The sequence below is a fragment of the Sedimentibacter sp. MB35-C1 genome, from assembly GCF_030913635.1.
Lineage (GTDB): Bacteria > Bacillota > Clostridia > Tissierellales > Sedimentibacteraceae > Sedimentibacter.
On sequence record NZ_CP133188.1, the window covers coordinates 2617357 to 2639754 of the forward strand.

Sequence of the window (22398 nt, forward strand, 5' to 3'; positions counted from 1 at the left end):
AATGCTTAATAATTATTTCACACTAGGCCTTGAAGATTCATAAAATATATAGAGTCTTACCGCACTCTCATCATCTTTGGTAATTAGCAATATGACATTTCAGCATTTTTTGCTTATTTTTACCTTTTATAAATATCTATAAATTTATTATAATTAAATTATCAATTTTTATATATTTTCTTCATAAAATCTTTATATTTGTACATTATAATATTAGTATAAGAGCAAAAAAATTAACTTCATGATTAAATATTGCAGAATTTTTTAACAGCTGTCAAGCAGGCAAAAACCTTAAGAACAGCCGTTGGGTTGCTGCTCTTTAAACAAAAATAATTGCAATCCAAAGAAATTAATTTATTAATCACTATTTAATCAAAAATCTCCTAATATAAGTTAAAATAAGACCATGGTTGTGCTGGATTATGGTCTTATTTTATTATGCAAATATCTTATGCATTTATTAAATAAAATCATTGCCTTTTTCCATGATAGTTGTTCGTAACAGGAGCTATTCCTTTCGCAGCTACACTTATAATCTACGTAATTTTTTCAAAAAATAATTCTGCTAAAATATTAAACACGGTACTGCTAAGCAGTGTAGAAAACAATTTTAATCTTAGGTATATAACAGCATTCCCTGCTTTACTTATATTTATTTTGACATTTTTCAAAAAAATGTAATATTTTTTATGTTTTTAAGTGCAATTGCCTTCATTGGAGTCTGCAGTTAAAAGTATGTAACAGCTCAACTGACAAACACAATAAAAAAATCTCACAATCATTACAATTATGAGACTTATTTTAATTTATACAAATTACTTCATACTTCATTCCATATTTATCAATATTTTACTTTTGTTTTTAAATTACAGCTTTTTAATATCAAAATTGTCTTCAAGCAATACCCAGTTTTGTCTAAATGGAAACCCGAGTCCCCAGTAGCTTATACCTTTTAATCCATATTCCTTTGCTGTATCAAATTTTGCCTGAGCGCTTCTTGCGTCCTCGAACCAAACTTCATGCGCATTTCCTTCATCGTCAGTATAACGAAAAAACGGCGATTGAGCCATATAATCATATTGTATCTGCGCATTATGAGCATATGCCCTATTCATTGCTTCCTCAACACTGATTGTTTCAGCCTCTTTACCGGGCAAAAAAGGCACTTCCCAATCTCGCGCGTAAATTTGGAATCCCATAAGTATTTTATCTTTTGGAATAACCGTTACAGCATAATCTAAGACCTTTTCAATTTCATTTATTGGAGATATGGCTCTGGGCTGACCGCCTCTCCATCCCCACTCATAAGTCATTAAAACTACAAAATCCGCCAATTTCCCGTGCTCCAAATAATCATGTGCTTCATATAAAAGACCTTTTTGATCAGCACTTGTTTTTGGTGCTAATGATGTTGAAACAAAAAAACCTTCATCGTGCAGTCTGTTAACTGTACTTTCAAGAAACTTATTATATGCTTCACGGTCTTCAGGTAAAACATACTCAAAATCAATGTTTAATCCTTGGTATCCCTTATCTTTCATGGTGTTAATAATATTTTCCTGAAGTGTGTTTACAATTTCAGGATTGTTAAGCACATTTTTTGCTACATTTCTACCTGCCACATTAACAGTAAAATTAACAATTGCCATAACCGGGACAATGCCATTAGCTATGGCCTCACCTATGGCAGCTTCATCATCTATCGGCACCAAACTTCCATCTTCTTTTACTAGATATGCAAATGGACTGAGATATGTAAGCATTTCGCCGACTTCACCTATAACAGGCACAGCCATATCCCCTAAAGTATAAGTAAATGCATTAACCTCAATTTCAGGCTTTTTCTTCTCCGGAATTGTCAATAACTGCCCTATGTATAAATTATTCGGATTCATAATTTCATTTTCCCACAAAAGATCTTGAACTGATATACCATGCCTTTGAGCTATCTTCCACGCGCTGTCCCCTGCTCTAACATTATATATATTTTCTTCTGTAGGTATTATGAGCGACTGCCCTACGAGGAGAACATCTGGATTAGGCAGAGCATTTGCCTCAATTATGGAATCAATATCAACATTGTAATGATCTGCTATCCTCCACAATACATCCCCTCTCTGCACAACATATATGACCATAGAAACCTCCCTATATCCCTAGTTATTAATAATATATTCAGTACCATGCTCATAATGATAGATTTCAAAATAAAACAGTAAAATAATGTACAATAAAAAAGCAGTCATAAAAAATATATATCTTTTATGACTGCCCCAATACTATTATACTATTTTGCTATATCACTTCTAAACTGCATTTTTTCAAATTTAATTTTTAATATATTTTCATAAACTATTTTTCTTGCATCATCAAGGGTTTTTCCCATAGCTGTTACCGCCATCACCCTGCCGCCGTCAGTAAAAACCTTTCCATCCTCAGCCCTTGTTCCGCCGTGGAAAATCACAATACTGTCATCCATATCATTCAAGCCCGTAATCTGCTTGCCTTTTTCATAGCTTTCCGGATATCCACCTGATGCAAGAACAACCGTTACACATTTGTCGCTACTCCATTGCAAATCCTGCTCAGTCAAATTTCCGTCGATGCATTTTAGCATAATTTCAACCAAGTCGGATTCTAATCTTGGGAGCACAACCTCTGTTTCCGGGTCTCCAAAGCGCGTATTGTATTCCAAAACCTTAGCTTTGCCTTCTTTAACCATAAGACCGATGAACAGCACTCCTTTGAAATCCAGTTTTTCCTGTTTAAGCCCTTCCATAGTTCTTTTAAGTATATTTTCTGATATATAACCTTTCAGCTCTTCGGTGTAAATTGTGTTTGGGGAAAAGCATCCCATCCCGCCTGTATTAAGGCCTTTGTCAAAATCATACGCCTTTTTATAGTCTCTTGCACTCTCCATAGGTATTATTGAATTTCCGTCCACAAAGCATAGCAGCGATGCCTCAGTTCCGTCAAGGAATTCTTCAATGACAACCGTATCACCGGCTTCACCGAACTGCTTGTCATTCATCATACTTTTAATAGACTCTTCGGCTTCTTCCTTAGTGCTGCAAATAACTACTCCCTTGCCTGCCGCCAATCCATCAGCCTTAACTACAATAGGAACTCTGAATTTTGAAAGCCCTTTTATTGCTGCTTCAGCATCAGTAAATACTTCGTATCCGGCAGTGGGAATATTATATTTTTTCATAAATTCCTTTGAATATGATTTGCTTGCCTCTAGTTTTGCTCCTTTTTTGCAGGGGCCGAACACTTTGATGTTCCTTTGCTCGAGCATGTCCGTAAGACCTTCACACAACGGCCCTTCCGGTCCTATAACAGTCAGATCAATCCCGTTTGAAACTGCAAATTCAGTAATTTTATCCAAATTATCAGCTTTTATATCAACACATCGGGCAATTTGAGAAATACCTGCGTTGCCCGGAGCACAGTAAATCTTTGTTGCTTTGCCGCTTTGTTTTAATTTCCAGCACAATGCATGTTCTCTTGCACCGCTTCCAACAACCAGTATATTCATAAGTCCTCCCTGCTTCGATTAATTAATTATTAAGTGTACATGATTAATGTTTAAAGTGTCTCATTCCCGTAAATACCATGGAAATATTATTTTCATTACAAGCCTTCACAGACAACTCGTCATTAACGGAACCACCTGGTTGAATTATTGCTGTAATGCCTGCTTTAGCAGCCTCTTCTACACAATCAGGGAATGGGAAAAACGCATCAGAAGCCATTGCTGCACCTTTTAGGCTGTCCTCACCTAAAAATTCAACTGCATGTTCTATCGCCTGTCTGCACGCCCATATACGATTAACCTGACCAGGTCCTATTCCGATGGACTGACCATTTTTCACAATTGTTATAGCGTTGGATTTTGTATGTTTTACAATTTTCCAAGCCATCATTAGATCCTTCATTTCATTTTCTGTGGGCTGTTTTTTTGTAATTGTTTTTAATTCTTCATTCTCTTGAATTAACTTAGAGTCAATTGTCTGAACAAGTATTCCTCCTGCAACCTTTTTAAGGTCATATGAGTTTTCATCCTGCTTCTGAAGGATATTTTCTATAAGAAGCACTCTTTTGTTTTTTTTGGATTTAAGTATTTCAAGAGCTTTTTGAGAATATGAAGGAGCTACAACTATTTCAATAAAAATCTTATTTATCTCTTCAGCAGTTTTTTCATCTACCTCTCTGTTAAATACCGTTATTCCTCCAAATATAGATGTTGGATCAGCTTTAAAAGCTTTCATATATGCGTCATATATGTTGTCAGCAATTCCAACCCCGCATGGATTTGCATGCTTGCACGCAACAACGGCAGGTTCTTCAAATTCCTTAAGCAATTCCAAAGCACCGTTTGTATCATTAATATTGTTGAATGAAAGTTCCTTGCCATGAAGCTGAACAGCTGATGATAAAAGTCCTTTGCCGCCAACTGCTTCTCTGTAGAAAGCAGCTTTTTGATGCGGATTTTCACCGTATCTCATTTCCTGAACCTTTTCATATGTCAGACTTATTGTTTCAGGAAGGCTATTATCATTTCTTTCTTTTTTAAGATATGATGCTATTAAAGTGTCATAATGTGCCGTGTGTTCAAACACCTTACCACAAAGGTAAAACTTTGTTTCTTCCGACACCTCTTTTTTTTCTTCCAAATCTTTTGCTACTTTTTCATAATCAGACGGGTCAACTATAACTGCAACATCCTGATAATTTTTTGCAGCGGCACGAAGCATTGTAGGACCGCCTATATCAATATTTTCAATTGCTTCTTGTCTTTCTACATTTTCTTTTTGTATTGTTTGTTTAAATGGATACAAATTAACTACAAGCAAATCTATGGTCTGTATTCCCAAATCTTGAAGCTGCTTCATATGCTCAGGGTTATTGCGGACCGCAAGAAGTCCGGCATGAATTTTAGGATGAAGTGTTTTAACTCTGCCGTCCAAACATTCAGGAAATCCCGTAACTTCTGAAATCCCTGTAACCTTTATTCCTGCTTTCTCAAGAGTTTTATGTGTCCCACCTGTGGAAATAATTTCAATACCCAGCTTATCAAGTCTTTTAGCAAATTCGGTAATTCCTGTTTTATCCGATACGCTTATTAAAGCTCTCATTTAGTTCAGCTCCTTTATTTTTACTTTCCTTTTTTGTACTTCTATTCTTCCATCACAGAAATATTTAACTGCTGTTGGAAGAAGCTTATGTTCAACTTTTAAGATTTTCTTCTGAAGCGTTTCTTTTGTGTCATCACCATCAACATACACTGCTTCTTGCAATATTATAGGACCTGTGTCCGCCTCCTCATCAACAAAATGCACCGTAGCACCACTTACTTTGACACCATAATCGATAGCTGCCTCATGAACTTTGATACCATAATACCCTTTTCCGCAAAATGAAGGTATGAGGGAAGGGTGTATATTTATAATTCTGTTTCTGTAGCTTTTTATAAATTTCTCTGACAGTATCTTCAAATAACCTGCAAGCACAACTAAAGACACGCCTCGTTTCTCTAGTTCTTCGATAATGGCATCATTATATTCTTCGGAGCTTCCGTAGTTTTTAGGATTTAAGTATACCGCATCTATCTTATATTTTTGCGCTCTCTTCAGACCATAGGCATCTTTTTTATTTGAAATTACTACGGAGATTTCTCCATTAATATTTCTGCTTTCCACATTATCTATCAAAGACTGCAAGTTTGTTCCCGAGCCTGATATAAGCACTCCTATTTTTAATGGCATATTTTAAGACCGCCTTCTCTTTTAACAGTCTTTCCTATTATGACAGGTTTTTCTCCTAATTTTTTAAGATATTCAAGTACCTTTGTCGATTCTTCCAACCCTGCCGCCAGAACCATTCCTATACCCATATTGAATGTAGAATACATTTCATCCACATCTATATTTCCGGATTTTTGAATGAGATTAAATATTGGAAGCACATTTATATCTTTTGTTTCTATGTCAGCCGTTATGCCTTCTGGAAACATTCTTGGAATATTTTCATAAAATCCACCGCCGGTTATGTTTGACATTCCCTTTATCTCAAATTTAGATATCAAATCAAGAATGAGCTCAGGATAAATTCTTGTTGGAACCATTAATGCTTCACCCAATGTGCAATCTAGTTCTTCTATATATTCAGATGTACTATAATTCTGATGGTCAAAAAAAACCTTTCTCACTAATGAGTATCCGTTTGAATGAATACCGCTTGATGGTATACCTATGAGTATATCTCCATCTACGATTTTTGAGCCATCAATTATTTTTTTCTTATCAACAATTCCTACACAAAAGCCTGCTATGTCGTATTCTCCTTCGCCGTAGAGTCCAGGCATCTCAGCAGTTTCCCCTCCTATGAGGGCTGCTCCTGCTTTTATGCACCCATTAGCAACTCCCTTGACTATGTCTGATGCCTTTTTAGGCTCAAGTTTACCAGTAGCAATGTAGTCAAGGAAAAACAAAGGCTTAGCTCCCTGACATATTATGTCATTAACACACATAGCAACAGCATCTTCTCCGATTGTATCATGAATATCTGTTTTAAATGCAACCATAAGCTTTGTTCCAACGCCGTCAGTCCCTGATACAAGCACCGGTTCTTCGTACTCATCTTTATCAACCGAAAACATTCCACCAAAACCGCCAATATCAGACATGACACCCTTTGTGTATGTTTTTTTTACATAATCCTTTATTAACTTTACAGTTTCGTATCCAGCCTTTATATCTACTCCTGAATCTTTGTATGTTAGTTTTTTGGACATATTTTCTCCTTTACATGTTCTGATTAGGTACTTCCATAGGATATTCTCCATTTAAGCATGCAAGACAGTAATTGTTGGTTGATTCCGTGGACTTCACCAAGCCTTCAATACTCAAGTAGTATACACTGTCTGCGCTAATAAATTCTTTTATTTCTTCAATGGTATAATTTGCTCCGATCAGTTTGTTTCGATCAGGCGTATTTATTCCAAAAAAGCAAGAATTAATTACAGGCGGGGACGCTATCCTTACGTGAACTTCTTTAGCGCCCGCTTTTTTGACCATGCTCACAATCTGCTTCATTGTTGTACCTCTTACAATGCTGTCATCAATCATAACCACTACTTTATCTTTTACAAGATCTTTCAATACGCTTAGCTTTGTTTTAACTCCCTGTTCTCTCAAAGACTGTTCAGGCTCAATAAATGTACGCTTAGCATACCTGTTTTTAATAAGCCCCAGGCCATATGGAATCCCAAGCTCAGTTGCATATCCTATGGCTGCAGGAGTTCCCGAATCAGGAACAGCAAACACCAAATCAGCTTCAACAGGTGCTTCCTCGGCAAGCAATTTACCTGCATTATATCTTGATTGATATACATTGACGCCGTCTAAAGTGCTATCTGGCCTTGCAAAATATACATGTTCAAATATACACAGCTTTTTTTGCGCATATTTATTGCTCTTTATACTTTCCACATTGTTATCTTTTATAACTACCATTTCACCGGGTTCAATATCTCTTACGAACTCTCCTCCCATTGCACTTATTGCGCAACTTTCAGACGCAAGGAGATATCCATCCGGTCTTTTTCCCAAGCACAAAGGTCTTAACCCAAAGTTATCTCTAACGCCTATCAGCTCATTTTCAGTCATAAAAACAAAGGCATATGCTCCTTTTACAATTTCGGTAACATTTTGAATTGATTTTACAATGTCACCCTTATTGTGTCGCGCCACCATGTTTGCAACGACTTCAGAGTCTGTAGATGTTTGAAATATTACCCCGTTATCCTCCAACATGCTTTTCAAAGAATCCGCATTTACAAGGTTTCCGTTATGAGCCAGTGCGATTGAACCTTCCTTATATCTTACAACCAAAGGTTGTGCATTCTGTATTTCACTTCCTCCAGAAGTTGAATACCTTACGTGCCCTACAGCAATATTACCTTCGTACTTGTTTATCACGTCTTTTGTGAGCACATCTGCCACAAGTCCCATGTCTTTGTGATATTCTATTTTGTTATCGGTGTGTATTGCAATACCGGCACTTTCCTGTCCCCTGTGTTGCAAAGCAAACAAGCCGTAGTAAATTAATTGTGCTGCTGCTTTTGTGTTTTCTGTATATACCCCAACAACTCCGCATTCTTCATGAAGCTTGTCATCATCTATAATTTTAATGCACATATTATCTCCTCAGATTAGCTTTGTTTGCTGCTTACTCTTGCAAGAACTTCCTGATATACTTCCTCAACTCCGCCCATATCTCTTCTAAATCTGTCTTTGTCAAGTTTTTTATTAGTTTCAGCGTCCCACAGTCTGCATGTATCAGGTGAAATTTCATCAGCAAGAATTACCTTATTATCGTAAAGTCCAAATTCAAGCTTGAAATCTATAAGCTTAATGTTAATTTCAAGGAAGAATTTTTTCAAAACATCATTTACCTTCAGGGCATATTTTTTTACTGTTTCCAACTGCTCGTCAGTTGCAAAACCCATTGCTTTTATATGATAGTCATTTATCATAGGGTCACCAAGCTCATCATTCTTATAAGAAAACTCAAGCACGGTTTCTTTCATTTCAATACCTTCATCAATTCCAAGTCTTTTAGAAAGTGATCCTGCAGCTACGTTTCTTACTATTACTTCCAACGGAAGAATTTTAACTGCTTTGACTAATGATTCTCTATCATTTAAAAGCTCAATTTGGTGAGTAGGAACTCCTTCTTTCTCCAAGAGCGCAAATAAAGCCGCTGACATCTTATTGTTAACAACACCTTTTCCAACTATTGTCCCCTTCTTTTCTCCGTTAAAAGCAGTTGCATCGTCCTTGTACTCAACAATGTATTTTTTTTCGTTATCTGTCTTATAGACCTTTTTTGCTTTACCTTCGTAGAGCATTTCAAGCTTATTCATTATATTCCTCCACTCAATTTATCATTTATTTTTTTGTTTTTATTATATACTTTTTCAGCCATCTGTTTTTTGTAATCATAGAACTTTTCTCTTAGAACTTCATATTTCACAGAAAGAATCTGTATCGCAAGCAAAGCTGCATTTTCTGCGCCATTTATTGCAACTGTTGCAACCGGAACTCCCGGCGGCATCTGTACTATTGAATAAAGCGCGTCCACACCATCAAGCTCTGATGATTTTATAGGAAGACCTATAACAGGCAGAACAGTGCAGCCTGCCAGTACTCCTGGAAGATGTGCTGCCTTACCTGCAGCACCTATTATAACTTCATATCCATTTTTTTCAGCATTTTTTGCAAAGCTGATAGCCTCGTCCGGAGTCCTGTGAGCTGAGATTACTCGTACGTCAACATCCACTCCGAAATTTTTTAGTATATTGTAACCTTTTTCTACTATAGGGAAATCTGAATCGCTTCCCATAATAATTGCTGCTTTCATTTTTCCTCCTGTTTTTTTATTTATAATAATTTACACCTGCTTCAAAGATTAACTGATCTTTAGAGCCAGGTATGTTTTTATAAAGGTCTTTATCCAGTCTTTCAGAATGAGCCATTTTCCCAAGCACTCTTCCATCAGGGCTTGTAATTCCTTCTACTGCTTCTACCGAACCATTTAAATTGTAAAATCCGTCATAGGTAGGATTGTCATTTTCGTCCACATACTGAGTGGCTATCTGACCGCTTTGCTTTAATTTCTTAATCCATTCCTCATTTGCAACGAATCTTCCTTCTCCGTGAGATACTGGAAGGTGGTGAATATCTCCGACATTGCACATGCTTAACCAAGGTGACAAATTGCTCACAACTTTTGTTTTTGCAAATGTAGATATATGACGCCTTATGCTATTGTAGGTAAGTGTAGGGTAATCATCTTCCATGTTTACAATCTCACCGAAGGGTACCAGCCCTAGCTTAATTAATGCCTGAAATCCGTTGCATATTCCTATAATCAATCCATCTCTATTTTTGAGCAAATCCATAACTGCATCTTTCAACAATTCATTTCTGAAAACAGCAGCAATAAATTTACCGGAACCTTCCGGCTCGTCTCCTGCAGAAAATCCTCCTGGGAATGCAATAATTTGAGATTTCCTTATAAGCCTGTTCATTTCTTCTATAGAATCTTTTACGTCCATCTTGTTTAAATTTTTAAATACAAATATTTCTGCGTCAGCGCCTGCCCTTTCAAAAGCCCTTTTCGTATCGTACTCGCAATTTGTTCCGGGGAACGCAGGTATAAATACCTTTGGTCTAGCAATGCTTGTTGACGATTTAATCTTTGCTCCTCCTGAAGTGAGGTAACTCTCTGCTGTACCGTCAGTATCTTTTTTTATCGGATAAATGCTGTTTAGAGGCTTAAGCCACTCATTTTTCACATCGTCTAATGCTATTGCCACTGAACTGTCTATCACTATTTTCTCTTCTTCTGTAGTTGTTCCTAATTGAATACATCCAGCTATTTCTGCATCATTTTCTATCTCAAGAATAATATCACCGTAGTCTGCAGTAAACCATTTATCTAAACTTATATTAAGGTTGTTGTCAGCTTTAAATCCAATATAGTTGCCTAATGTCATTTTACTTATAGCCGCAGCAATACCACCGTACCCAACCGTATGTGCACTGAGAATCTTTCCCGATTTAACAGCTTCGTACATGTTCGAATACTTCTCTTTTATATCTTTAAAATCAGGAATATTATTTCCAAGCCTGTTAATTTTAAGCAAGCTTACCCTGCTGCCAGCCTTTTTAATTTCCGGAGATATTACATTTTTGACATTTTCTGTTGCTACGGCAAAACTAATAAGTGTGGGAGGAACATTTAAATCTTTGAATGTTCCGGACATGCTGTCCTTCCCGCCTATTGCTGCAATTTCAAGCTCATGCTGTGCCTTGAAAGCACCAAGTAAAGCACACATCGGCTTTCCCCATTTTTCCGGATCTTTATTCAGTTTTTCAAAGTATTCTTGGAATGTCAGCCTAATATTTTTATAGTTTCCGCCCATTGCCGCAATTTTAGCAGCAGAATGTATAACCGCATACATAGCTCCGTGATACGGACTCTGTTTTGACAAATAAGGATCAAAACCGTATGCCATGAGAGAACATGTATTTGTTGTTCCGTTCAATACAGGTATTTTAGCAGCCATTCCCTCTGCCGGAGTCAGCTGTTTTTCTCCTCCGAAAGGCATTAACACAGTACCGGCTCCAACTGTAGAGTCAAATCTTTCAACCATGCCCTTTTGACTTGCCACATTTAAATCCCTCAAATTTTCAAACCATGCACTTTTTAATTCATCACATTTTACATTTATTTCTGAACATACATTTTCAGGTTCTTTTACTAAAGCATTAATTTTTTGCTTTACTCCGTTGGTGTCTAAAAATTCTCTGCTTATGTCTAAAATTATTTTCCCATTCCAACTCATTTTCAATCTTCTGTCATCTGTTACATCGGCCACATGAGTTGATTCTAAATTTTCTTCATGAGCATATCTGTTAAATTCTTCAATATCCTCTTTTCTTATAACTACAGCCATTCTTTCCTGTGATTCTGAAATGGCAAGTTCTGTTCCGTTAAGCCCTTCATATTTTTTGGGCACAAGATCAAGATTTATGTTAAGTCCTTCGGCTAATTCTCCTATAGCAACAGATACTCCTCCTGCACCAAAATCATTGCATTTTTTTATCATTTTGCTGACATTTGGATTTCTGAACAGTCTTTGAATTTTTCTCTCGGTTGGTGCATTTCCCTTTTGAACCTCACAGCCGCACAGCAAAATTGATTCTTCAGTGTGCTCCTTTGAAGCTCCTGTAGCTCCACCTAAACCATCTTTTCCTGTCCTTCCTCCTAATAGGATAATTGCATCGCCTTTTTCAGAATCTTCTCTTTTTACATTAATTCTTGGAGCTGCTGCTATTACAGCACCAACTTCCATTCTTTTTGCTACATAGTCAGGATGATATATTTCATTAACATAACCTGTAGCAAGCCCTATTTGGTTTCCATAAGAGCTGTAGCCTGAAGTTGCCTCTGTTGAAATCTTCCTTTGAGGAAGCTTGCCAGGTAGCGTATCTTCCCATTTTTGTCGTGGGTCAGAACTTCCTGAAACACGCATTGCCTGATACACATATGCACGGCCTGAAAGAGGATCTCTTATTGCTCCGCCCAGACATGTAGCAGCCCCTCCAAACGGTTCTATTTCCGTAGGGTGATTGTGCGTCTCGTTCTTAAACATCAAAAGCCATTCTTCATTCTTTCCGTCTACATCTACATTTATTATTATGCTGCACGCGTTTATTTCATCAGATATTTCCAAGTTATCCAGAAGACCACGTTTCCTTAACTCCTTAGCTCCTATTGTTGCCATATCCATCAAGGTAATATCCTTCTGCTTTTTATCATGCACAAATTTTCTTGTGTTTATATATTCTTCATAAGTGCTTTTTATTTCATCCGATATTTTTCCGTTTTCAAATTCTACTTTTTCAATTACTGTAGAAAATGTTGTATGTCTGCAGTGATCTGACCAGTACGTATCTATTACCTTAATTTCTGTAATAGTAGGATCTCTTTTCTCAGCGTCTCTGAAATATTCCTGGCAAAAAAACAAATCCTCGAAACTCATGGCAAGTCCTCTGTCAACACGGAATTCTTCCAATTGTTCCTTGGATTTTTTTATAAAATTCGTTATTATTTCTACTTCTTCCGAATCAGGATAAACTTCATCCAGAGTATCAGGCTTTTCTAATGAAGCCTCTCTCGAATCGACAGGATTAATACAATATTTTTTAATTTTGTCTAGATCTTCTTCCGACAATTCTCCTTCAAGAACAATAACCTTTGCATACTTTACTGTAGGTTTGTCCTTGCCTGTTACTATTTGGATACATTGTGCTGCGGAATCCGCCCTTTGGTCATATTGTCCGGGAAGATATTCAACAGCAAATACATTATGATTAATTTCTATTTCATCATATGTATTATCTTGATTAGGTTCTGAAAAAACTGTAGTTACTGCCCTTATAAAATCTTCCTGATCTATGTGAGATACATCATATCTGTTCAAAACACGAACATCATCCAAATTTGTAAGTTGCAGATTTTCAATAAAATTATCCTTCAAGTTAACAGCTTCTGTATTAAAGCCATGTTTTTTTTCCACATACACTCTTCTGACTTCAAAGTTCATAACAACCATCCTTAAATTTCGTTATTTGTAATTTCAACTCTATAATAGCAAATAGAAATATTAAAGTCAATACAAAATGATATGATTTTATAATTTAACATTTTTATATTCGTCTTATATCGAACTATAACACAATCAATTATAGTATAGTTCGTATATGTATCTGTTATAATTAATAATGAGTTTGCATCCTAAGAAATTATGTCATAAATTTAAATATAAAAAATGCCCTCTATAGGAGCAATATCACTATCGAGAGCATTTTTTAGTTGTATTGTATTTACTTTATTCGGTATATTCCTTCGCTTTTTCTTCGCCATTCAGAACTCTCAATGCTCCTAATGCCAGCGCCTCAAGTTCATTCTCCCCTGCAAGTATTTCTACCGGAGCAATAAAGCTTACTCTTTTCACTATCAAGTCTGTCAAAATCTTTGAATATGCTATTCCTCCTGTTAAAATTATCAGATCCACATTTCCTTCAGCTACGGTGGCTAGCTCTCCGATTCCTTTTGCAATTTGGTAGGCCATTGCTTCATAAACAAGCTTAGCTTTTTCATTGCCGTCGGCAATCATACCTTCAACTTCTCTGGCATCAATTGTGTTTAAATAAGCCTTTAATCCTCCGTTTCCTCTGAGCTTCCTCTGCATAGTTTTTTTATCATATTTGCCTGAATAACACAAATTAATAAGCTCTCTGCAAGGTACTCTACCTGCCCTTTCCGGAGAGAACGGGCCTTCATCATCGGATACCAAGTCCACTATTTTTCCACCCACATGGATGTTAATAGAAATTCCACCTCCCAAGTGAGCAACAATTATATTCATATCATCATATTTCTTGCCTCGTTCGCCGGCAGCCTTTATAGCCATGGCCCGTGTATTTAAAACATGACTGGTACTTGTTCTGGGAAGCTCCGGCATACCTGAAATCCTAGCTATATCTGTAAGTTCATCAGTAACAACACAATCATATATATATGATTCTACACCTGCCTCCTTTGCTATCTCATAAGCAATAGGAGCTGCGTAATTTGAAGCATGCTCCATGACAGGCCTATTTAAAACCCTGTCAATCATCAAATCATTAATTATATATGCTCCTGATTTTACAGGAGGAAGCATTCCCCCTCTTGCTACAACAGCCGATAATTTTTTGATATCAATACCTTTTTCTTTTAAAAATTCGATGACAAGTTGTTTTCTCATTTTTAACTGTTCTTCTACACTGTCGTATTTTTCAATGATTTCCAAGGGGTGTTCAAATTTTTTTGTGAAAATTTCATACTCATTTTCATATAAAGAAATTTTCGTTGAAGTGGATCCCGGATTTATTGCCAAAATTTTATAGCTCATATGTCTTCCTCGTATAATTTAATTATCAAAACTATTAATTAATTTCCGGCTTCTGCCAGAGCTGCACTTTCCATTCCGGCACGCAGGGCCTTGATGTTTAAGTCTATAAATTTTTCCTTTACAGTTTTTCTTATAGCATCTTCCCAGTCTATATCTGTCAGATTCATTGATTTTATTAAAGCTCCCATAAGCACTACGTTCATAACCTTAGCACTTCCTATACTTTCTGCTATTTCAGCGGCCTTAATAACTCTTGTATCTACTTTTTTCTCTATCAAATCAATTATCCCTTCAGGATATTCAGCTTTACCGGAAAGTATTGGCGCAGACGGAATTTCGTAGTCATTTATTACTACAACTCCATCAGGTTTCAAATACTCAAGCCATCTTAATGTTTCCATAGTTTCAAATGATACAAGAATATCCGCATCGCCCACTCCAATTATAGGCGAGTATACCTTTTCTCCAAATCTTACCTGAGTTGACACACTTCCGCCTCTTTGAGCCATACCATGAATTTCAGACATTTTTACATCGTATCCAGCCTCCATGAGACCAGTTGATAAAATTTTGCTCACCAATATTGTTCCTTGTCCGCCTACTCCAACTAACAAAATATTCTTATTCTTTTTCATATTATTCACCCACCTTACTTATAGCTTTTACAGGACATACTTGCATACATAAAGTACATCCCACGCATTGAGCGCTATTTATAGTTGATTTCTTAATTTCTTTTTTGAAATGAATTGCAGGGCAGCCTGTGCTGACGCATTTTTTACAACCTATACATTTATCCTGGTCAACTACACAAACACCTTCTATTGCTCCAAACTCATTTAAATCGTTTTCTGAATATTTCTTAAGAGCACATGGATATCTTGAAATAATAACGGAAGGTTCATCAAGATCAAACGCCCAGTTTAATGCTTCTTTCATTTCAGAATTATTCATCGGGTTAACTGTTCGAAGGTTTTTTATGCCTATTGCTTTCACCGTTTCAGGAATATCTGTAATATAAGCTTCATCTCCCTGAAGAGTACGACCTGTACCTGGGTTTTCCTGATGCCCTGTCATAGCTGTTATTCTGTTATCCAATATGCAGGTTATAGTATTGCTCTTATTATAAACCACATCCAAAAGGCTGGTTATTCCAGAATGATAGAATGTGGAATCTCCTATTGTAGCAACAACTCTCATATTGGCATTGTTTTTATCAAATATTTTTTTAGCACCATGAGCTGAACTTATGCTTGCTCCCATACAGGTTACAGTATCCATTGCATTTAGAGGATCTGCGCCTCCCAATGTATAGCAGCCTATATCTCCTGTAATCATAGTATTCTTTTTCTTGGACAATTCATAGTAGAATGCTCTATGAGGGCAACCTGCACACAAAGTAGGAGGTCTTCCAACAGCCATAGTTTTATCATAATCTATTGTCGGCTTTACTGTACCCAGCAGTGATTTTTCAACTATGTCCGGGTTTAATTCCCATGTGTTCGGAATTTTATCTTTTCCTATGCAGTTGATGCCTGCAGCTCTTATTTGTTCTTCCATAAATGGTTCAAGTTCTTCAACTACATATAGTGTATCAACTTCTTCAGCAAATTTTTTTATTTTTTCCATAGGAAGAGGATTAGTAAAACCTATTTTAAAGTACGATGCCTTGTCACCAAATATTTCTCTAGCATACTGGTAGGCAATACCTGATGAAATTACACCTATTTTTTTATCGTCATTCCAATCTATAAAATTCAAATCTGTTTCATTAGAAAACTTTTCAAGCTCTTTAAGCCTGTCTTCAACTACAAGATGAAGCTGTTTCGCAACTGCCGGAGCAACCAGGTATTTATTTGGGTTTTTAATATATGGCTTAATAGGTACTTCAGTACGTTCACTTATTTTTACTATTGATTTACTGTGACATACCCTTGTTGTCATTCTAACCAAAACCAAGACATCATATTTTTCGCTTATTTCCATAGCAGCCTTAACCATGTCCTTACATTCTTGGCTATCGCTAGGTTCTAATAATGCAACCTTTGCCATTTTTGCATAATATCTGTTATCCTGTTCATTCTGAGAAGAATGCATCCCAGGGTCATCAGCACTTACTAATGCCATTCCTCCGTTTACACCCGTATAACCCATTGTAAAAAAAGGATCAGCTGCAACATTAAGACCGACATGCTTCATTGCAGTCAATGTCCTTGCACCTGCATAGCAAGCACCTACGGCCGATTCAACGGCAACCTTTTCATTTGGAGCCCATTCAGCTATTATTTCCTTATACGGAGCGATATTTTCCAGGATTTCTGTACTTGGTGTTCCCGGATAAGCTGCTGCATAATGCACACCTGCTTCATATGCGCCACGAGCTATAGCTTCATTACCTGTCATTAATTTTTTCAATTTTAGCCCTCCTTCAAATCATTTATATATAGTAGACATCAATAGAAATTATTTCTCATCCGACAAATAAATGTCTTTCATGAAGAAAAATTATCATATGCATCATATTTATACCTGCATAAATCATGCCATTAATTTCAGGCAAAAAAAAATTATAAAACACTGCAATTACTTGCCTTTAAGCAGGCTTAAAATTGTGCGTAAATTATCAACGGGTTAAAAGGTATAGTTTTTTATACCCTTTAACCCGTTGATAGATGATTAAGAATTTTTATTCCAAAATCCGTTATAACCGTACCGCTTCTGCCTTTGTTGATTTCTGCCATTTTATATTTTTCCAGACTATTGAGAATTGATCTTATTTCCTGCTCACTAATGAAAAGTTTTTTTGATTTTGCAATTTCAGATATACTTCTTCTTCCAAGTCTCTTTTCATTAATATAAGCATTCCTAAGTTCCTCAAGAACAAAGACATACTTCTTAATATTATTACCTGCATGCTCTAGAAATTCAAGCATAAGCTCATGTTCAACAACAAAAATTTCTTCGTCATCAGACACATTAAAATCGATTGGCAAATCCTTCCCGTCTATTTCCTCCAGACCCAGATTAACCAAGTACTCGACACAGTTTCTAAGCTCTCTTACATTACCATTCCAATTGTAATTAATCAGCAGCTCTTTGGCCTTTTCTTTTAAAATAAAATTGCTGTTAAATGTTTTCTTCAAATAATCTATGAGACCGATTATATCTTCTCTGCGATTGCGTAAAGGAGGAATTTTTAACGGAAGAACATTGAGGCGGTAAAATAAATCCTGCCTGAATTCTCCTCTCTCAACCATTTCCTTAATATCCTTGTTTGTTGCGGCTATAATTCTTATGTCAACATCTATTATTCGGTCTCCGCCCAACCTTACAACTTCTCTTTCCTGAAGAACTCTCAAGAGCTTAACCTGCAAATTCATCGGCATTTCTGTTATTTCGTCTAAAAAAAGCGTACCGTTGTGCGCAAGCTCAAACAAACCGGGTTTTCCGCCCTTTCTAGCTCCTGTAAAAGCCCCGTCTTCATATCCGAACAGCTCGCTTTCCAAAAGACTTTCCGGAAAGGCACCGCAGTTAACAGGAACAAACTGATAATCTTTTCTTAGAGAATTATTGTGAATAGCCTGTGCAAATAGCTCCTTGCCCGTTCCTGTTTCTCCTGTAATTAAAACTGAAGAGTTTGATCTGGACATTCTTCTGGCTATGTTTATGCATTCTGTTATAGAACTGCTTTTCCCGAATATATCTTTAAAATCATATTTAGCCGCATATCCTTTTCCAATGAGCTTTTTTCTCAATAAATATTCCTGTTTCTCAAGATCAGAATACTTTCGTATAATCGCTACAGCACCGTATGTTTTTTTTGAGTGAAGAAGCGGATTAACAGAAACAACAACGTCGTAACCATTTATTTTTATTATTTTTTCTTCAACAGGTTTAAGATTTCGCAGTGCAACTGAAAAAGGTATTTCAGGCATCAATTCTAACCCGCTTCTGTTTATAACATCTTCGTAATTTCTGCCCAGTATTTCTTTAGCATTATCATTATAAAGAAAAATTTCGCCTTCTGTATTGATTCCGATTACTCCGGCATCTATGGTCTGTAAAAGAATATCAAGCTGACTTTCGCGGCTGTTGGTAAGTCCTAATATTTTAAGAAACCCAAAATTCGCCGTCTTTATTTCAGTATAACTTCGTACGATATCCTTCCTGTCTAACTCTGAAAACAAATCGAATTTAGTTCCTATATCAATAATTGAGTTAATATCTAGGAGACTGTTTCCAACATTAATTATTTCTTTTGTATTTTCAGGAATATAGTCAGTCTGACCTAAAATAATGTATATTTCTCCCCTTGATTTATTTAAATCTGTTGCCCAATATGAATTTAACTCTATATGCCTTGCTCCCAGCTGATATATTATGGAGATTATCTGTTCGGCCATTTCAGGGCTCTCATCAACAAGCACAACTTTAGCGCCCTTATTTATACTGTTTATTTTGTCCATCCCCGATTTGGAAATTGTCCTGTTTGCAAACAAGAGCTCAGTATCTTTATTTACATGTTCTCTTATTTTTTTGAACAAATGATATGATGGAATTAACAGAACATCAGCGTCAATAATTATATATCCATTGGTGGCAAAATCGTCTAGGCAATATTTTTCTATAGAAATTTTATTACCAAACAAGCTTTTTATCTGATTATAATAGCTATTGACAGACTCAGCAGTATAACTTACAATGGCTAATTTTTTCATTTACATACTCCCGATATTTATTTGCTGGTCATAACCGTAAGATTAATAATTTCATTTTCCAAATCAATTATAGCATTGTTTATTTTTTTGTAATCGTCTATGCTAATATTTTCCTTGATATGGACTTGAGCCCTTTCTACAGCAATTTCAAACATCTCCTTCAACTCGTTTATATCATTGCTCAAATCGCTTATGCGCTTCTCGTTAACTTTATTTGAATAAGGAAGCGTGATAGATTTAGGCCCTGAAACAGGTACTTTTTCTATGTTTTTTGATTTCTTGATTTCATAAATAATATTATACTCAGGGATTATACAGTTCATTCCGAGAGTTTCTTTAACTTCTTTAGCAAAATTAATTTTTGAATCCTGTTCTCCATGAACTATGAAGACTGTCTTTGGTTTTTCCTTAAACCCTTTCAGCCAGTTTAAAAGCGATGGTTTGTCGGCATGCCCTGAAAACCCTTCAACATTATAAATTTCAGCCTTAACATTGATTGTTTCTCCCAGAACCTTAACAACCTTTTCGCCGTCTAATATTCTTCTCCCCAGAGTACCTTCTGCTTGATATCCGACAAACACGATGCTTGCTTCTTTTCTCCACAAATTATGTTTCAAGTGGTGTTTAATTCTCCCAGCATCGCACATTCCGCTGGCTGAAATTATTATTTTAGGTTCAGAAGAAAAATTCAATGCTTTTGATTCCTCGGCGCTTTGAGTAAAATGGAGATTTTCAAACTCAAGAGGATTATCTCCTTTCATAATATACTCTCTTGCTTCCTCGTCAAATACACCGGCATTTTGTTTAAATACTTCCGTAGCTTTGGAAGCTAAAGGACTATCAATATAGACAGGAATTTTTCTAAGCTCATTTTCCTTAGTCCCAATTTCACCTAAGTGGCTGTCATAATATTTATTAAGTTCATAAATAAGCTCCTGAGTTCTTCCCACTGCAAAGGACGGAATAATGACACTTCCTCCTCTTTTAACGGTTTTTAGAATAATTTTTATAAGCTCTTCTGTTCTTTGAGCAACATCATCGTGAACTCTGTCCCCATATGTAGCTTCCATTATTATATAATCTGCTCTCTCAATAAATGAAGGGTCTCTCAAAATTGGTTTCTGGTCCATTCCAAGATCTCCTGAATAAACAAGCTTTACGTTTTCATTTTCGTCATCAAACCACATCTCAATAATTGAAGATCCCAGAATATGACCTGCATCATTAAATCTTACTGTCAAACCCTCATCAACATTAATTATCTGATCGTACTGAACTGTTTTAAAATATTGAAGGCTATCCATGGCGTCATCCTGTGTGTACATAGGTTCAACTAATTTTCTTCCAAGCCTTTGAGCCTTTTTGTTTTTCCACTCTGCTTCGTTCTCCTGAATATGTGCGGAATCTAAAAGCATTATTTCACATAGATCATATGTAGGCTTTGAACAAAAAATAACTCCCTTAAATCCTTTCTTAACAAGCAGAGGAATTCTGCCGCTGTGATCTATATGGCTGTGACTTAAAAATAAATAATCAATCTCGGCAGGATTTATTTCAAATTCCTCTAAATTCAAATCATCATCTCTGCCCTGATACATCCCGCAATCTAAAAGTATCTTTTTATTCTTGTATTGTATTAAATGACTTGAGCCTGTTACTCCTTTTACAGCTCCTAAAAATCTTATTTCCATTTTTGCCCCCTGGGGTATAATAGTCATAGCATGTGCTATGCCGCCGTTATAACGCATTATGCATATAACCAGAAAAGTATACCCTTAATTCTATCCTATATCACAAATTTAATACGGAATTAAAAATTAAATTTGCCACATGCTCACTAACTTTCCACATTATAAACATAAATAACGTTGTACATAAATTACAATATAATTGTAGCACAAACAACTAATTTAACCAATATAAAATATTTGTATCAAAATCAGCACATCGTTATATAAATTTGTTTATACTTGATAATTTGATAGCATAAAATTCTTGTCACTTTTTATCAATTAATTAATATTTTTAATTTTTTTATTAATTTATTTAATTTTTATATTAATATTTTTAATTTATATATTGACATATTAAACAAATTGGTATATTATGCTATTAACAAGGATGGTGAAATAATGAAATATAAAGCACCCAGCAAATGCCCAGTATGCGGAGAAAAATTATCAATTACAAAACTAGGATGTCATAAATGTTCTACATTCATTGAAGGCGACTTTGAGCCATGCGAATTTTGCAGTCTTCCTGAAGACGACCTTAATTTTTTAAAAACCTTTATAAAGTGTCGCGGTAACATTAAAGATGTTGAAAAGGAAATGGGAATATCTTATCCGACTGTACGCGGCAAATTAGACACTGTCATAAAAAGCTTGGGATTAGAAATTTCTCCGAAAGGAGTCGAAAAAGAAAATGAAATAAAAAAATCTCTAAGAAGTGAAATTCTAGAAAAGCTTTCAAAAGGCGAACTTTCACCTAAGGAAGCAACGGAAAAAATTAAAAATTTATAACCTTAAGGAGGTATTTGAATGAACGAGCAGGAAAAAATACTTGAAATGATAGAAAATGGTCAATTAACGGCAGCAGAAGCAATGGAACTGCTTAATGCCCTAAACACCCCTTCCGCACCAGACGAAACCAATACAGCTCTCGCGTCAAACGTATCTAGGACAGATTATAAGTACCTTAAAATACGGGTAACGTCTGAAAACAACACTGTCAATGTAAATGTAAATATCCCAATACGCTTTCTTAAAATAGTAGGTGGTATTGCAGGAAAAATGACATCAATGATACCAAAGGATGCCAGGGCAGAAATAGAAAGCAAAGGTATTGACATAACAAACATTGATTTCAAAGAAATTATAGATGAATTAATGAGCGGAACATTAGATGATCCCAGTATAGTTGATGTTGAAGCATGGGATCAGGAACATAACACAACCATAAAAGTAAAAATATACGTAGAATAATTATGGCAAATACAAATATAGGCATAGTTTACAAAAAACTTCAGATGTGCAAATAAATTACACATCTGAAGTTTTTTGATAGCAGTATCATATCAACATAACAAAATTTATTAAGAAAATACATTATACAAAATTCTATATAAACCTTTTAATGAATTGTCTG

At 35.8% G+C, this 22398-nt stretch carries 16 protein-coding genes; 2 read left to right on the top strand and 14 right to left on the bottom strand.

Annotated features, from left to right (window positions below; all coding sequences use genetic code 11):
* Window positions 1-866 precede the first annotated feature (866 nt).
* From RBQ61_RS12560 to RBQ61_RS12625, 14 genes are all read right to left on the bottom strand, one after another.
* Entirely contained in the window at window positions 867-2138 is a 1272-nt protein-coding gene (locus RBQ61_RS12560; protein WP_308137656.1) for a LysM peptidoglycan-binding domain-containing protein, read from the bottom strand.
* A 149-nt stretch (window positions 2139-2287) separates the two neighbouring features.
* Window positions 2288-3538, bottom strand: coding sequence for a phosphoribosylamine--glycine ligase (purD, locus tag RBQ61_RS12565; protein WP_308137657.1), 1251 nt, complete (start codon window positions 3536-3538; stop codon window positions 2288-2290).
* A 43-nt stretch (window positions 3539-3581) separates the two neighbouring features.
* Complete coding sequence (gene purH, locus RBQ61_RS12570; protein WP_308137658.1) at window positions 3582-5138, bottom strand: bifunctional phosphoribosylaminoimidazolecarboxamide formyltransferase/IMP cyclohydrolase; 1557 nt, start codon at window positions 5136-5138, stop codon at window positions 3582-3584.
* Window positions 5139-5768 carry a phosphoribosylglycinamide formyltransferase gene (gene purN, locus RBQ61_RS12575; protein WP_308137659.1) on the bottom strand — a complete coding sequence of 210 codons (630 nt, stop codon included), beginning with the start codon at window positions 5766-5768 and terminating at the stop codon, window positions 5139-5141.
* Window positions 5759-6796, bottom strand: a complete 1038-nt coding sequence (gene purM / locus RBQ61_RS12580; RefSeq protein ID WP_308137660.1) for a phosphoribosylformylglycinamidine cyclo-ligase — start codon at window positions 6794-6796, stop codon at window positions 5759-5761. The genes purN and purM overlap by 10 nt, the downstream gene beginning before the upstream one ends.
* A gap of 10 nt (window positions 6797-6806) precedes the next feature.
* Window positions 6807-8201 (bottom strand): amidophosphoribosyltransferase, encoded by a 1395-nt coding sequence (gene purF / locus RBQ61_RS12585; protein WP_308137661.1) that lies wholly within the window; start codon window positions 8199-8201, stop codon window positions 6807-6809.
* Window positions 8202-8215: 14 nt separating this feature from the next.
* Window positions 8216-8929, bottom strand: coding sequence for a phosphoribosylaminoimidazolesuccinocarboxamide synthase (gene purC / locus RBQ61_RS12590; RefSeq protein ID WP_308137662.1), 714 nt, complete (start codon window positions 8927-8929; stop codon window positions 8216-8218).
* Window positions 8929-9426 carry a 5-(carboxyamino)imidazole ribonucleotide mutase gene (purE, locus tag RBQ61_RS12595; protein ID WP_308137663.1) on the bottom strand — a complete coding sequence of 166 codons (498 nt, stop codon included), beginning with the start codon at window positions 9424-9426 and terminating at the stop codon, window positions 8929-8931. Before purE ends, purC begins: the two co-directional genes overlap by 1 nt.
* Window positions 9427-9442: 16 nt before the next feature.
* Complete coding sequence (locus RBQ61_RS12600) at window positions 9443-13180, bottom strand: phosphoribosylformylglycinamidine synthase (protein WP_308137664.1); 3738 nt, start codon at window positions 13178-13180, stop codon at window positions 9443-9445.
* A gap of 285 nt (window positions 13181-13465) precedes the next feature.
* A complete protein-coding gene (gene buk / locus RBQ61_RS12605; RefSeq protein WP_308137665.1) occupies window positions 13466-14533 on the bottom strand; it encodes a butyrate kinase in 1068 nt (355 codons plus the stop codon).
* A 38-nt stretch (window positions 14534-14571) separates the two neighbouring features.
* Window positions 14572-15168, bottom strand: coding sequence for an indolepyruvate oxidoreductase subunit beta (locus RBQ61_RS12610; RefSeq protein WP_308137666.1), 597 nt, complete (start codon window positions 15166-15168; stop codon window positions 14572-14574).
* Between the two features lies 1 nt (window position 15169).
* A complete protein-coding gene (iorA, locus tag RBQ61_RS12615) occupies window positions 15170-16948 on the bottom strand; it encodes an indolepyruvate ferredoxin oxidoreductase subunit alpha (RefSeq protein ID WP_308137667.1) in 1779 nt (592 codons plus the stop codon).
* Window positions 16949-17190: 242 nt separating this feature from the next.
* Window positions 17191-19251: a sigma-54-dependent Fis family transcriptional regulator gene (locus tag RBQ61_RS12620; RefSeq protein ID WP_308137668.1), complete on the bottom strand. Its 2061-nt coding sequence runs from the start codon at window positions 19249-19251 to the stop codon at window positions 17191-17193.
* Window positions 19252-19268: 17 nt separating this feature from the next.
* Entirely contained in the window at window positions 19269-20942 is a 1674-nt protein-coding gene (locus RBQ61_RS12625; protein ID WP_308137669.1) for an MBL fold metallo-hydrolase RNA specificity domain-containing protein, read from the bottom strand.
* 441 nt (window positions 20943-21383) lie between these two features.
* On the opposite strand from RBQ61_RS12625, the gene RBQ61_RS12630 reads away from it, so the two are divergent.
* Together RBQ61_RS12630 and RBQ61_RS12635 are read left to right on the top strand one after the other, a co-directional pair.
* Window positions 21384-21773 carry a DUF2089 domain-containing protein gene (locus RBQ61_RS12630; protein WP_308137670.1) on the top strand — a complete coding sequence of 130 codons (390 nt, stop codon included), beginning with the start codon at window positions 21384-21386 and terminating at the stop codon, window positions 21771-21773.
* A gap of 18 nt (window positions 21774-21791) precedes the next feature.
* On the top strand, window positions 21792-22235 hold the full coding sequence (locus RBQ61_RS12635; protein WP_308137671.1) for a hypothetical protein: 444 nt from the start codon (window positions 21792-21794) through the stop codon (window positions 22233-22235).
* Window positions 22236-22398 lie beyond the last annotated feature (163 nt).

Coding starts and splice junctions, on each gene's coding strand:
- RBQ61_RS12560 (WP_308137656.1), bottom strand. CDS start 2,138: ATGGTCATATATGTTGTGCAGAGAGGGGATGTATTGTGGAGGATAGCA.
- purD (WP_308137657.1), bottom strand. CDS start 3,538: ATGAATATACTGGTTGTTGGAAGCGGTGCAAGAGAACATGCATTGTGC.
- purH (WP_308137658.1), bottom strand. CDS start 5,138: ATGAGAGCTTTAATAAGCGTATCGGATAAAACAGGAATTACCGAATTT.
- purN (WP_308137659.1), bottom strand. CDS start 5,768: ATGCCATTAAAAATAGGAGTGCTTATATCAGGCTCGGGAACAAACTTG.
- purM (WP_308137660.1), bottom strand. CDS start 6,796: ATGTCCAAAAAACTAACATACAAAGATTCAGGAGTAGATATAAAGGCT.
- purF (WP_308137661.1), bottom strand. CDS start 8,201: ATGTGCATTAAAATTATAGATGATGACAAGCTTCATGAAGAATGCGGA.
- purC (WP_308137662.1), bottom strand. CDS start 8,929: ATGAATAAGCTTGAAATGCTCTACGAAGGTAAAGCAAAAAAGGTCTAT.
- purE (WP_308137663.1), bottom strand. CDS start 9,426: ATGAAAGCAGCAATTATTATGGGAAGCGATTCAGATTTCCCTATAGTA.
- RBQ61_RS12600 (WP_308137664.1), bottom strand. CDS start 13,180: ATGAACTTTGAAGTCAGAAGAGTGTATGTGGAAAAAAAACATGGCTTT.
- buk (WP_308137665.1), bottom strand. CDS start 14,533: ATGAGCTATAAAATTTTGGCAATAAATCCGGGATCCACTTCAACGAAA.
- RBQ61_RS12610 (WP_308137666.1), bottom strand. CDS start 15,168: ATGAAAAAGAATAAGAATATTTTGTTAGTTGGAGTAGGCGGACAAGGA.
- RBQ61_RS12620 (WP_308137668.1), bottom strand. CDS start 19,251: ATGAAAAAATTAGCCATTGTAAGTTATACTGCTGAGTCTGTCAATAGC.
- RBQ61_RS12625 (WP_308137669.1), bottom strand. CDS start 20,942: ATGGAAATAAGATTTTTAGGAGCTGTAAAAGGAGTAACAGGCTCAAGT.
- RBQ61_RS12630 (WP_308137670.1), top strand. CDS start 21,384: ATGAAATATAAAGCACCCAGCAAATGCCCAGTATGCGGAGAAAAATTA.
- RBQ61_RS12635 (WP_308137671.1), top strand. CDS start 21,792: ATGAACGAGCAGGAAAAAATACTTGAAATGATAGAAAATGGTCAATTA.